The organism is uncultured Arcanobacterium sp., assembly GCF_947253055.1.
Classification (GTDB): Bacteria; Actinomycetota; Actinomycetes; order Actinomycetales; family Actinomycetaceae; genus Arcanobacterium_A.
On the sequence record NZ_CAMXYE010000035.1, the window covers coordinates 1 to 14,006 of the forward strand.

The 14,006-nt window shown below is 49.2% G+C and carries 9 protein-coding genes; 2 read left to right on the plus strand and 7 right to left on the minus strand.

The window, feature by feature from the left end:
• The first annotated feature begins 248 nt into the window (after positions 1-248).
• Complete coding sequence (locus tag Q0X35_RS03525; protein WP_297565512.1) at positions 249-2,555, plus strand: 6-phosphofructokinase; 2,307 nt, start codon at positions 249-251, stop codon at positions 2,553-2,555.
• Positions 2,556-2,664: 109 nt separating this feature from the next.
• Here the strand turns inward: Q0X35_RS03525 and Q0X35_RS03530 are convergent, their stop codons facing one another.
• The 6 genes from Q0X35_RS03530 to Q0X35_RS03555 form a co-directional block, all read right to left on the minus strand.
• On the minus strand, positions 2,665-3,990 hold the full coding sequence (locus Q0X35_RS03530; RefSeq protein WP_297565493.1) for a hemolysin family protein: 1,326 nt from the start codon (positions 3,988-3,990) through the stop codon (positions 2,665-2,667).
• The gene (locus tag Q0X35_RS03535) at positions 3,987-4,292 is read right to left on the minus strand and encodes a hypothetical protein (protein ID WP_297565496.1); all 306 of its coding nucleotides are present in this window, start codon (positions 4,290-4,292) and stop codon (positions 3,987-3,989) included. The genes Q0X35_RS03530 and Q0X35_RS03535 overlap by 4 nt, the downstream gene beginning before the upstream one ends.
• A gap of 9 nt (positions 4,293-4,301) precedes the next feature.
• A complete protein-coding gene (locus Q0X35_RS03540; RefSeq protein WP_297565498.1) occupies positions 4,302-5,774 on the minus strand; it encodes a DUF6350 family protein in 1,473 nt (490 codons plus the stop codon).
• Between the two features lie 59 nt (positions 5,775-5,833).
• A complete protein-coding gene (locus tag Q0X35_RS03545) occupies positions 5,834-7,780 on the minus strand; it encodes an acyltransferase family protein (RefSeq protein ID WP_297565500.1) in 1,947 nt (648 codons plus the stop codon).
• A complete protein-coding gene (locus Q0X35_RS03550; protein ID WP_297565501.1) occupies positions 7,767-10,544 on the minus strand; it encodes an ATP-dependent helicase in 2,778 nt (925 codons plus the stop codon). The genes Q0X35_RS03545 and Q0X35_RS03550 overlap by 14 nt, the downstream gene beginning before the upstream one ends.
• 104 nt (positions 10,545-10,648) lie before the next feature.
• Positions 10,649-12,178 (minus strand): PLP-dependent aminotransferase family protein, encoded by a 1,530-nt coding sequence (locus tag Q0X35_RS03555; protein ID WP_297565506.1) that lies wholly within the window; start codon positions 12,176-12,178, stop codon positions 10,649-10,651.
• A 119-nt stretch (positions 12,179-12,297) separates the two neighbouring features.
• Here Q0X35_RS03555 and pdxS point away from each other — a divergent pair, with 119 nt between their 5' ends.
• Complete coding sequence (gene pdxS / locus Q0X35_RS03560; protein ID WP_073996625.1) at positions 12,298-13,179, plus strand: pyridoxal 5'-phosphate synthase lyase subunit PdxS; 882 nt, start codon at positions 12,298-12,300, stop codon at positions 13,177-13,179.
• A gap of 2 nt (positions 13,180-13,181) precedes the next feature.
• On the opposite strand, the gene Q0X35_RS03565 is transcribed toward pdxS, so the two are convergent.
• On the minus strand, positions 13,182-14,006 hold an 825-nt coding region (locus Q0X35_RS03565), incomplete at its 5' end, for an ABC transporter ATP-binding protein (RefSeq protein WP_297565510.1).

The window sequence follows — 14,006 nt, forward strand, 5'->3', positions numbered from 1 at the left end:
ACCCATAAGGTTTCGTCGGCAGCGTCAGATGTGTATAAGAGACAGATTCTTTTCTCCCATAACTATCTCCTTATATAGGTAACTCTCATAAATAGTTTAACGTGCTGCGCAATTTTAATTAATTAAAATTCACTATCGAGCGCGACTTGCAAATTTTTCACAGATTAAATCCCCGAAAGCTCTGGTAATAGCGTAAACTCAGGGTGGTTGGGAAAAATTTCCGCAATGCACAGAATGAGGAGATTGCCGTGCAGAACACCTCTGATTCCCCGCAACTAACGGCGGAGCTTAGCCCCCACAGCGCGGGCAAAGATATAAAAATAGGCGTGCTCACTTCCGGAGGCGACGCACAAGGTATGAATGCGGTAGTACGCGCCGTAGTGCGCACTGCTTTGCAGGAAGGTGCTACTCCTTATGCCATTCGTGAAGGCTGGAAAGGGGCAGTCACCGGCGGAGATTTTATTCAAAAACTGGGCTGGCGCGATGTATCTGGGATTCTCTCTAAAGGTGGCACTGCTATCGGTACCGCCCGGAGCAGTGAATTTCGCGAGCGCACTGGCATCAAAAAGGCCGTCTGTAATTTAGTCGAGCAAGGCATAGACCGGCTGGTCATTATTGGGGGAGATGGCACCCAATCGGGGGCCGATGAATTGCGGGAACTCTGGCCAGAATTGTTAGACGAATTAGTCGCAGAAGCCGCAATACCGGCCGAAGTGGCTGCAGCGCACCGAAAACTTTATATATCAGGAGTAATTGCCTCTATTGACAATGATTTAGTCGGTTCCGATATGACGGTAGGTACCGATTCGGCTCTACATCGAATTGTAGAGGCGATTGACGCTATTTCTTCTACCGCCGCTTCTCATCAACGCACTTTTATTATTGAAGTAATGGGCAGAAGATGCGGCTATCTAGCGCTTATGAGCGCAATTGCTGGTGGCTGCGATTACGTATTTATTCCCGAGCTCCCCCCGGCTCCCGGCTGGGAAAACGATATGTGTGAGAAACTGCGGCGCGGGCGGGCAAATGGCCGGCGCGATTCGCTAGTAATTGTGGCAGAAGGCGCCACTGACCGGGAAGGAAATCCCATTACTGCACTGATGGTGAAGGAAGTGCTGGAGAAGAATCTCGGGGAGGATGCCCGTATTACTGCGCTCGGGCATGTACAGCGCGGCGGCACTCCCTCCGCCTATGACCGCTGGATGTCTACCCTACTGGGATACACTGCCGCCTATGAAACCATCCACGCCGGCAGCGATTATGAACCTTTCATTGTTGCTACCGACAACAATAAGCTGCGAAAACTTCCCATGATGGAAACGATCCAGAATACCCGGCAGATAAAGACCTATCTGCAGGAGCAAAATTGGGAAGCGGCGATTGATTCCCGCGGCAGTGGCTACCGAAAAGCAATCGAAATTTTCAATACGATATCTTCTCCTTTACCACGGCAAAATGCTACTTTCTCTAACCCACCTCGCGTCGCAATTCTCCACGCGGGAGGTCTGGCCCCCGGGATGAATCCAGCGGCCCGGGCAGCAGTGAAATTGGGAATCGATAGCGGCTTTCATATGCTGGGAATTCAAGGCGGATTCCCGGGGCTTATGGAAGGAAAAGTTCGCGATTTAGAGTGGAGCGACGTAGAAGGCTGGGCGGAAGATGGCGGCGCCGAACTGGGTACCCGCCGCACAATCGCCGAGGTAGAAGAGTACTATAAACTCTCCCGCGCAATTGAAGAGTTGAGATTAGATGCGCTGCTCGTAATAGGAGGATTCAAAGGATATAAAGCGGTATACGATATGATCCAAGAACGGGATAAATTCCCCGGATTCCGGATTCCGATGGTATGTGTACCGGCTAGCATCGATAATAATTTACCCGGCTCGGATTTGAGTATCGGTGCTGATACTGCCCTCAATAATGTGGTGCAGACTCTGGATAGAATTAAACAGTCCGCTTCGGCATCGAAGCGCTGCTTCGTAGCAGAAACTATGGGACGGAAGAATGGCTATTTGGCGCTAATGAGTGCGATAGCTACCGGAGCTGAGCAAGTCTACCTCTATGAACGCGGCATTACCCTCACGCAATTGGCAGACGATACCAAGCGCATGATTGACGCTTTTGAAAAAGGGAGAAAACTCTACTTAGTAATTCGCAATGAGATGGCTTCTGCCTACTATACGAGTGATTTTATTGCCCGTATCTTTGAAGAAGAAGGAGGCGGACTATTCGATGTGCGCTCTTCTATTTTGGGGCATATGCAGCAAGGCGGCAATCCTTCTCCCTTCGATAGGACACTTGCGGTACGTATGGTCAACTCAGCTATCGATGTGCTGTGCGCGGAACTGGAAAAAGATGGGAATCGCTCCTGGTTTATTGGCCAGCAAGACGGGAAGATACAGCCTTTCCCGCTCAAACATATGACCGACTATATCGATATGGAAGACCGCCTCCCCTATTCTCCCTGGTGGATGGGGTTGGAAGATGTACTCTACGTAGTAGCAGATCCTAATTTCCAGCGACCGCTACGCACCTTAGAAATTCTCGAAAATTAATTTTTAGCAATTCGAGAAAACTTAATTTTCATATTTTCGAGCTCGCGAATTTCTAAGTTTCCAAATTTCCGAATTTTCGCGCACCTAATTCTACAGGGATAGATAAAAATTATTCTGCAGAATCCGCCACCGGAGCAGCCGGGCTGGCCGGAATTATATTAGCGCCGAGCTGTTTTTCTTCCACGTATACTCGGTCTATTCTGCGTTCATCGAGTAAGGTGACGGTGAATTGATAATTTCCGTACTCTACCTTATCTCCCACTTGCGGCATTCTTCCCAATTCATTTATCAGAAATCCCGCCAAGGTGTCGAAAGGCCCTTCTGGCAGCTCAATACCGAGATATTTATGCACTTCGGCGCGCCCGAGCAAACCGGAAACTTCCCCACCGGTAGCCATTTCCCGCACTCCCGGTAATTCGCGGTCATATTCATCTTGAATTTCCCCAATAAATTCTTCGACCACATCTTCTATAGTGCAGATACCGTCTGTACCACCATATTCGTCTACAATTACCGCCAAATGCGCATTCTGATTACGCATTTCCGTAAGTGCCGCCAATACCGGTTTACCTTCGGGGAAAAACATAATTGGCCGCACTAATTCCCGGACGGTGCGCAGGCGAGGGTCAGGATTAATTAAATCGCGCAGATGAATAAAACCGATAATTTCATCGTCATTAGAATTATCGCGTACGGGATAGCGCGAATGTTCTAAAGAATTGACTATTTTCTGCACATCGGTAATTTTTTCAGTCGCATCTAAGAAATCTACTTCTGTACGCGGCGTCATTATTTCTTCCACAGAGCGATTGCTGACGGAAAGAATTTCTACCAGCATATCCCGCTCTGTCTGTGGTATCGCCTCATAGCCTGACACATAAGAGCGCAATTCTTCCGCATCCATTCCCTGCCGCTGCGCAGTGGGATCTCGGCGCAATAACCGCAACACCAAATTGGTAGAAAACCCGAGAAACCAAATCACCGGACGCAATAAAGAAGTAATCCAACTTAACGGGTAAGCCACTAGTAGGGAAAAGGTTTCCGCACTTTGCAGTGCCAAGCGTTTTGGCACTAATTCCCCAAAGATTATCGATAAATAGGAGATAAAAACAGTGGTGAGGATAAAAGCAGTCGCCAAAGCGGCACCTTTACTTAAAAATCCCGTGAACCACGGCGTAATTAAAGGTGCAATTTGGGCAGCTCCAAATGAAGCAGAAAAGAAACCTGCTAAAGTAACTCCGACTTGCACAGCCGAAAGAAAACGGTTGGAATCTGCCGTAAGACTTTTAATTTTTCGGCCCGCTTTTGATTTCTCTGCCATGGCATCTATCTGCGTTTGCCGCAGAGATACGAGAGCCATTTCCGAGGCAGCGAAGAAAGCTCCAACTAAAGTAAAAAGAAATACAAAGAAAAGATTTAGCAAAATACTATTCACTGCGCAGTGCCCCACATTCCTAAATAGAATAATCCTCCTGCGCAGAGCAGCAGAAGCGCGACATCAAAAAATTTTCCCCGCACCTGCGGCACCAAATATTCCCGGTTGGAAAGGCGTACTGCGCTCTGCCCGAGTAATCCTCCGGCAATTATTAAAGCGGCAATTTGCACATTGGCAAGAAAAGCAGCCCCTATTGCTACCAAAAGCCAAATTAGGAGCACTCCGTAATATCCGATAGGCGGCAGACCTTTCATGCTCTCCACTTTAGCGGATATAGAGTTTGGAAAGAAAATAGTGACCATTTAATCACGCTATTGCGGGCTATCAGCACTAGGGGCGGTAGGAGCACTAGGAGCGCTAGCAGTGGTAGGGGCAGTCACTGCGGTGACCGCGCTTATCTCATTTTCTGTAGCATCTGCGCTCGCTGCACTAGTTTCGCTTTGTACGCTAGCCGGACTGGCTGCACTAACTGCACTTTGTACGCTAACGGAGTTGGATATGCTCGAGGTAGTTAATGTGCTGGCTACACTCGGTGCACTATCTACACTTTTTGCGCTGGCAACTGCGGAATTATGAGCAAGCGCAAAACCACTAAGCGGCACAGAACCACTCGTGTTTTTTTGTTTGCGCTCGCCGTAGAGCCCTCGCCAATAGCGCAACCGCGCGCGGGTAATTTCCCCAATAAGCGGGTGGGCCAATAATGAAGCCAACAGCATCGGCAAAGCCACTACTAACAGCGTAAAGGCCGCTACCGCGGCCGGGCGCGCCCCAAAATAAGCCATCTGCCCTGCACCGAGCGAACCAGAAGTAACTAAAGCTAATAGAGCTAGTAAAAATGCCACCAGCAGAGTAGAAATTAGGGTGCTACGCACTAACTCTCCCAAAGTTTCGGTATTAAATTTTCCTACGCGCGTAAGCAGCACGCCGAGTATGGCAAAAATAAGGATTGGCAGTAATACTAGCCAGGGAGTATTTATATTCCCTGCCGGAAGTATGCCCAATACCGGCAAGGCCGGCAAAAGACTTGCCTGCGTACCCAAAATAGAAGACGTATAGCCTAATCCTAAATGCACCCCCGCACCTAGTGCCCAAGCAATTGCCCAAACTAGGTAGTTCGGCAAATAGAATATCTGCACCACTACTAAGCCCAGATTCCCCCCTAGGCCTTTCTGATACATGCTGTGAATTTCTGCCACTTTTTCCCAGCCGCTTATGGCTCCTGCCGCCAAGGCCAATAATCCACAGATGAGTACCACCTTTACCACCCAGCGCAGACGCGGCACTGCCGCAAGTAGGTACTTTTGCCAGGTACCGGCCGGGAGTAAATTTTTTCCGGCTGCCGCCACTATAGTGACGAAACTAAGTGCGGCGCCGCCAATAAAGACCGTCCACCAGGGGCCGGCCGGCCGAGCAATAAATCCGACCCCCGCAATGAAGGCCAAGACTATTCCCGCCACTTGCCCAGCTTCTCCCCAGCTGGCAATATCTACTTTTCGTAAACCACGATATAGCTCTGCTAGCACCAAGACGGTAATAAGAGTAGGCATTAAGGAAAGCGCTGCACCTTGAATTTTAATAGTGGCCCCAAAAGCCATCAGCCACCATTGCGCCCCGAAACGCGCTGCATCTGCCCAAGTAGTATCACCAAGAGCAGCTGCGGAAGCAGTCGGAGCATAACAAAGAGATACCAGCAATACGGTAAAAACAGCGGAAAAGAGGAAAGGCGGCAACACCGTCTTACCCAACAAAAGAATTCGCTGGGCATTAAAGACTGGCTTTTCCATATCCTGCGGCATCCTTAACTAGTTAGATCAGCATTCACTACTATTCAAGCCTATGCTACTTAAGGCGTAGATACGGTTTTATTTTGCAGTGCCGCTAATTCTGCCGCTTGGTGCGCTAAGCTCTCTTTGATTAAATTCCCCAGCGCATTAGCTCCCGCAATAGAAGGATGCGTAGCATCTACTTGCAATAGATCTGGATTTTCATAGACAACTTTGTGCCAATCCACTAAAGAAACATTGGCATACTGCTGCGCTATATCTGCTAAGGCTTTATTAGAGCTGTCTATAAAATCAGAAGGTGAATATAGATTCACCAAGAGAATCATGCGCTCCGGTCCCAGCTGTTGGATTACTTGATGTATATACTGCGGATCCGTTACCCCCGCATTAGTGCCGAAAGAAATCACTACCGCTCGGCGAATTTCGCCTGCTTTTAATCCTTCCGCCACTACCTGCGGAGCGTCTTTCCATTGCCGATTGGATTTAGCGAGCAAGTTGATTCCGGGTAAAGCATAATCCAAACCAGTTTTAGCTGCCGAAAACATCGAATCCCCAATAGCAGTGACTTCCTCCGGCGCCGGTGGGGAGGTATTGAGCTGCGGAGATAGTTTATTCATTCCGGTTTTTTCCACCGGACGGGCAGGTGGAATATCCAAAGCAGACTCCGGCGCGCTCTGTTTTGGCGCTGCGGCAGCTTCTCTTTCTGCCTTTTCAATGGCGAGTTGCGTTTGGCTTTTTTCCGGCGCAACCCCAAGAGCTACACCCGTCATTACCAACAAAATTATTATTACGAAGGCAATTATCTTCGGATAGAGATAGGTGAGCACTGCCTTATAAGCAGCTCGGCAGCTGGTGCGAATCCCATTTGTACGCACCGGATTTTCGATATACCGGTAGGAAAATTCGCATATTATTCCCGTAACCACAACTGCCAGTAAGCTACGTATCCAGTAGGCAGAGCTGGAGACGGCGGCTGGAAAAAGCACCCCCGAAATTACGAGAATCGGCCAATGCCAGAGGTAAACGGCATAAGAGCGGGTTCCCAGCCATTTTATCGGGCGCAGTTCTCCTACTTTTGCCAACCAAGATTGCGGTTGCAGAAGTGAAGCGAGCAATGCAGATACGAGCAATGCAGTGATCTGCATTCCTCCTCGAAAAGCGAAAGCACTATCTCCAGGCAGAAGTAGCGCCGCCCCACAGAGCAGAGCCAGTGCGCCGTAACCATAATATTTACCGTTTTGCACCCAATGCGGATGGGAAAGCACGGTGCTGCTTTTCCCCGTCCACAGAAACGCGAGAATAATACCGCAGCTAATACCAAAGATATGGGTATCAGTCCCGTAATACACTCGCGTAGGTTGGGCAGGATTGTACAAAACTGCCATAGCTATCATAGAGGCGATTCCGAGGGATGCAACTACCAGGAGGCGGTGGCGCGGGTTGCGAAAAATCGCTAAGAGAAGTAGGAAAAACAGCGGCCACAATACGTAGAACTGCTCTTCGATGGCGAGTGACCAAAAATTCTTAAAAAGCAAAGGAGTGGTGGAGTCAAAATAGGAACTACCATGCGCTATTTCTAACCAATTGGTGGAAAAAGTGAGGGCTCCGAGCACCTGCCGCGCAATTCCTACCAGCAAATCTTTATTAGTGAGCAGTGCCAGCGGCACCACCGTAATTACTAGAAAAACCAGCGCCGGAAGCAGCCGACGAATACGGCGTTTCCAAAAATTTTGCAAATCTATGCGGCTATTTTGCCGTAGCTCTCGCACCAGTAGCGTGGTAATGAGAAATCCGGAAAGCACGAAAAAAATATCGACACCTAGAAAACCGCCTGGAAATACGGCCGGCGATATGTGGTAAAGAATTACCAAGCAGACGGCAAAAGCTCGCAACCCGTCTAGTCCCGGAATGTAGCCGCCGGGATCGTGGGCCAAATACTGCCGAGCGGAAGGCTTTCTTACCTGTTTAGTCTGTTTAGTCTGCTTAGTCTGTTTAGTCTGCTTCATGGTATTTTTCCAAGGGAGCGTAGCGCAGTAGCAACCGTTTAGTAGCTCCACTCGTGAATTTCACTACCGCTACCGTAGATTTTCCGCTGCCCGTAAATTCCAGAATTTCTCCTTTTCCAAATGTCTTATGGATTACTATATCGCTAATTTTCAATCCCCCGGTTTGCGGAGCGGGCGTGGCTCGGCGCGAAGCAGAGTTTTGCTTTACTTCCTCCGAGTTATTCGCCGCCGCAGCGCTATTTACTTCCGCTGTCGATTTTTGCACTCTGCCGCCCGCCTTTTCACTTGCCGCGCGCGGAGAAAGCCGCGATGTGGATGGAGCTGCAAATGCCACTGCTCGACCCTCAGCATCGCTACCGGCAGTTCTATTTCTATTAAATCTGCGCACAGAATGTACTTCATTCTCCGTATCACCATCTAAACGCCCCGGCACGAATGCCCGACCAGAGCCAATAGGAGGAGCAAAATCTTCTTCCCGATAGCCGTCGAAAATATCGCGGCGCCCGTAGCTGCGATAAGAGGAGGAAAAATCGCCACTCGGCACCTCATCTACTTGCTGGCGCCAGGTAATTACTTCCTCTGGTATTTCCGCAATAAAAGGCGAGGGCAGCAAATCTTGCGGAGCTCCCCACTGCATCCGGCGTAAAGCAAAAGTAATGTAGAGCCGCCGGCGCGCGCGCGTCAAAGCCACATAGGCAAGCCGCCGCTCTTCGGCTAGCTCTTCGAGAGAATTTTTAGAGCGATTATGAGGGAAAGTACCATCTTCAAAACCAGTAGCAAAGACGACGGGAAATTCCAAACCTTTTGCGGTATGCACCGTCATCAACACTACTTCGCCTTTATCTTCCTCCGCGGGGAGCTGATCGGTATCTGCTACGAGTGCTAACTGACTCAAAAAATCTTGCAGCGTACCCTCCGGCTCTGCCACCCGGAATTCTTCTGCCACTGCCCGCAGCTCAGCAAGATTCTCTAAACGCGCCGCATCTTGCGGATCTTTCGAATTTTGTAAAATATCTAGGTATCCACTCTCATCGAGCACATCATCTAAAATTTCTACGGGAGAATCTCCTGCCTTTGCCCGTGCCCGCGCCTTTACTAGTAAATCCCAGAGTTCTTGAATTTTTTTCTGCACCCGCGGAGAAATCCCCACTACTTCTCGGGCAGTTTTCCCCAGCGCATCTTCCAGAGCAGCCCCAAAAGAAATCCCCCATTGGCGTGCATGCGCTGCCAAGAGTTCCTCCGTCTTTGCTCCCAATCCCCGCTTCGGCTCATTAAAAATTCGCCGCGCCGCCACCGTATCGTCTGGATTTGCAACTGTCTGCAGGTAGGCGAGAGCATCTTTTATCTCTTTCCGGTCGTAGAACTTAGTACCTCCTACTACCTGGTAGGGAATACGCTCATGCACCAACTGATCTTCGAAAGCTCGGGACTGCGCATTAGTGCGATAGAATATGGCGATATCTCCATAGGCATATCCAGAATCGACCAAGTCCGCAATTTCCTCCACCACAAATTTCGCTTCTTCTTTATCCGTTCCGCTCGCGTAGCCAGTTAATTTTTCTCCCGCCCCGAGCTCCGTCCAGAGATTCTTTTTCTGCCGATGCGAATTATTGGAGATTACGGCATTAGCAGCCGTAAGAATATTCTGGGTAGAACGATAATTTTGTTCTAAAAGCACCGTCTGTGCGCCGGGAAAATCTTGCGAAAAATTTTCGATATTACTAATAGTGGCACCCCGAAAAGCATATATAGACTGATCGGCATCTCCCACCACCGTCAGCGATACTGCCGGAATATCTCCCGAAAGCGGATTCTGCTGAGTAGGCTTTCCAGGACCACCGGCCAGTAGTTTAATCAACTCATATTGGGATATATTCGTATCCTGATATTCATCCACTAGCACATAGCGGAATCGCTGCCGATATTTATTTAACACTTCCGGGTGACGGCGAAAGAGCAATACCGTATTCATAATGAGGTCATCGAAATCCATGGCGTTGGCCGCCCGTAAACGCTGCTGATACCCTAGATACGCCTGTGCGGTCACTAACTCATCACGACTCTGCGCTCGCTCTGCTGCTTCGGTAGCCGAAATCATCTCGTTTTTCAGCTTCGATATCCGATTCAATAACCGGCTGGGTTTATAAAGATTGCTATCAATATTTTCTTCTGCACAAACGATTTTCAAGAGTTGGCGCGAATCAGCCGTATCGTAAATAGTAAAAGCAGAACGTATCTCCAATTTATCGTGCTCTGCACGCAAAATACGCACGCAAGCAGAGTGAAAAGTAGAAATCCACATTCCCTTCCCCACTGCTCCCAGCATAGTAGCTAGGCGCGCACGCATTTCCTTAGCAGCTTTATTAGTAAAAGTAATAGCGAGGATCTGCTCGGCATTTGCTTTACCACTCGCAATTAAGAAACCGATTCGGGTAGTCAGTACGCGCGTCTTACCGCTGCCCGCCCCCGCTACCACCAGAAGATGTGCACCTTCATATACAACCGCTTCATATTGGCGCGGATTAAGCCCGGCTACTATTTTTTCTATCCGCTCCGCTAAATACGGATTTACGGCCGAGTGTAGATTGCCTCCAGAATTATCTCCAGAATTGCCTGCTGGCTGCGGTTTTTCCGCCGGTTTTTCCGCCGGTTTTTCCGCCGGTTTTTCCGCCGGTTTTTCCGCCGGTTTTTCCGTTGCTTCTAGGCGCTGCTGTATTTTTTCCATGGCTGCCAAATAGGCAGAGTGCACTGCTTTATCGTTCATAACAATCTCAGCCTACTCAACGGCGCGGAAAAGTACCTTGCGGCACTCGGTTAATAGAGCCACATATTCCTTTTTGTCGCACTACTTAGCTACCGAAAATCGCACTACTTAGCTACCGAAAATTCTGGAAGTAATTTTTGCAAGAAACAGTACATCTCCCGGCCTTTTTGCGCAGCATTTTCTTTGCTGATTCCGCTGTAATCTACTACTAACTGGCGTTCGTATCGGCGAGCTTGCGCCGGTGGCGCCGCCGAAAAATCTGCTAGACACCCCATCCCCGATGGGAATTTCTTCAGCATATCCCGGCGCAGCGACCAGCTAGGTGGAATCATGAGCAAAAAACTCAAGCCGGAATCAGCGTGAGAAATTTTTATATCTGGGTATTTCTCTAAATTGAGCTCAGCAATTATCGTATCGCGCACATGCCGATAGGAAGTACGCGACCGATTCAAGTGGCGTTCATAGGCTCCGTCTTCAATGTATTTCGCTAAAACGAACTGCTCAATTGTGGAAACAGTAGAGGAATAAAAACTTAAGTTTTTTTGGAATTTCTCCATAAGAGACGGCGGCAATATCGCATAGGCAATGCGCAACGAATGCCCCAGCGTTTTAGAAAAAGTATTGGTATAGATTACCCGCCCCCCAGTATCGATACTCTGCAACGGCGGTATCGGCAAACCAGCTAAGCGATATTCACAGTCATAATCATCTTCGATGATGTAGCGATTTGGCTTTTCTAGTGCCCACGCCAGTAGTTCGTAACGGCGCGAAGCAGAAGTGACTAAACCACTCGGATACTGATGCGAGGGCATAATATGAGCCACCTGTGCTTTACTTTCCCGCAGTTTTCCGATTTCTATTCCCTCCGCATCTAGTGAGATATGAACTGTAGAAATGTTCTGAGCGGTGTAAAGATTAGTAAGACGCTGGTAGCCGGGGTCTTCGAGCGCATATAAATTATTTTTCCCTAGTAGCTGCGCAATTATCCCATAGAGCACCTGCGCTCCCGCGCCGATTAAGATATTTTGCGGATCTACTAAAAGAGAACGATTTTGCCTTAAATGCCGCGCAATCGCTATTCGCAATTCGGGAATCCCTGCCGGCGGAGCCGGAGCCGCCAATTTAGCTTCCGGCAACTGATTGAGCACTGCCCGCATCGTCTTACCCCAGCTCCGCAGCGGGAAGCCCGTAAAAGCAGCACTTTCCCCTAGACTTCTCGCAAAACTTCTTTCAAAACTTCTTGCAAAACTTTTCTCCGAGAATATCGCCGCTTGGCCAGCCACCTGATTTATTCCGGAACCCGCCACCTGACTTGTCGCTACGCCCTTCGCCGTTACTCGCTGTGCAAAATTTGCCGTAGATACCGGCGCCGCGGAAGAAGATGCCAGGGCCGCTAAATCACTTATATAAGTGCCACGGCGTTCTTTAGTGTAGATATAGCCTTCTGCCAATAATTGGTTATAGGCTCCCTCTACCGTAATCTGGCTTATACCCAGTTGCTGCGCCAAAGCGCGCTTCGCGGGTAATTTTTCTCCCCCTCTAAGCACACCTCTTTCAATATCTGCCCTGATTAAGGCATATAAATAAGCGTAGAGAGGCTGGGATCCCCGTTTAGTTAAATCATAAGCAAGCATTTCTCTGACCCTATATCTGGCATTAACGAATAATCCTATTTTGCATCTATCATTAAGGCTAGTCTACGGCTAAGGTCAAGTTTTGTAAGAATTATCAGCCAAAATATAAGGAATGACTTATGGAAACTGCAAAGGAATCAATCAATATAGCTGAGAAACGCGCCTTAACCGAAACTTTCAAAGGCGGAGTGATTATGGACGTCACCACGGCCGAACAGGCAAAAATTGCCGAAGATGCCGGAGCGGTGGCAGTAATGGCTCTGGAGCGGATTCCCGCCGATATCCGCGCCGCCGGCGGAGTCAGCCGCATGAGCGACCCGGATTTAATAGATAAAATTAAAGACTCCGTAAGCATTCCCGTCATGGCTAAATGCCGAATTGGGCATTTCGTAGAAGCGCAAATTCTGGAAGCGATCGGGATTGACTATATCGACGAAAGCGAAGTACTCTCCCCCGCTGATGATATGCACCATATCGATAAGCATTCTTTCCGCACTCCTTTCGTCTGCGGAGCACGTAATCTAGGGGAAGCACTCCGGCGGATAGCCGAAGGTGCAGCTATGATCCGCACAAAGGGTGAAGCCGGCACCGGCGATGTAATTCAAGCCGTACGCCATATGCGCACCATTCAAGCTGAAATGCGCAAAGTAGCAGCTCTTCCCGAAGATGAACTTTTCACTATCGCCAAAGAACTAGCGGCTCCACTTGCTTTAGTGCAAGAAATTCACCGCACTGGCAAACTTCCGGTGGCAAATTTCTCCGCCGGTGGAGTAGCCACTCCGGCAGATGCTGCCTTAATGGTACAGCTAGGAGCAGAAGGCGTCTTTGTAGGCAGCGGCATCTTTAAGAGTGGAAATCCAGCGAAGCGCGCAGATGCTATTGTGCGCACAGTAGCTAATTACCAAGATGCAGCCCTTATCGCTGATGTATCCCGGGGGCTCGGCGAAGCAATGGTAGGAATTAACCCCGATGAAATTCAAGTAATTATGGAAGGTCGCTAACCTTAACGAATTGATCCGCTGTCGTCTAGTACAAATAGGGAATCTGCCGGAGTTTTCATATCGGCTCGGTGCGTGATTTCCACAGTGGTAAGAGAAGGAAATTCTCTATCTAGACGGCAGCGGATTCTCTCTGCTAAATCTGCATTTAGATTGGCGTTGAATTCGTCTAATACTAAAACTGCCGGGTTAGTTAATAAAGCGCGTGCTAAGCATAGCCGCTGGCGCTGCCCACCCGAAAGAGCAGTTCCTTCAGTGCCGGTAGGGGTATCGAGACCTTGCGGCAAAGAAGAAATATACTCAGCTAGTTCTACTATTTCCAGCACTTTCCACAGATCAGCCGCAGAAGCCTGCGCATTTCCTAAGCGTAAATTCTCTGCAATAGTGGAGTTGAGTAGCTGCGCGCGCTGAGGCACGAAAGCCACACCGCGGCGAAGAGAATCTAAAGTGTAATCTTGGACAGGCCGCCCGTCTAAGAAAATCTCTCCCGAATCCGGATCGTCATAGCGCAAGAGTAGCTGCACCGCCGTAGACTTTCCCGTTCCGGAAGCACCCGTAATAATAGCTTTTTGCCCAGCTTCTGCCCGCATAGAAAGATTCTGTAATACCGGCTCTCCGCCAGATTCCAGATAGCTATAGGTGACTTTACGCCACTCCACTGCCACCGGAGCCGTAGGGGAAAACACGGTATTTCCGTCTTTAATTTTGCTATCCGCATGGCAGATTTCGTAGAGGCGCTGCGCCGCTGCCAAAGAAAAACTTCCATCGTCTACCGCCGCCGCAATATCGCGCGTCCCCGCAAAAAGTTTCAAGCATCCTCCGAGCAGCAC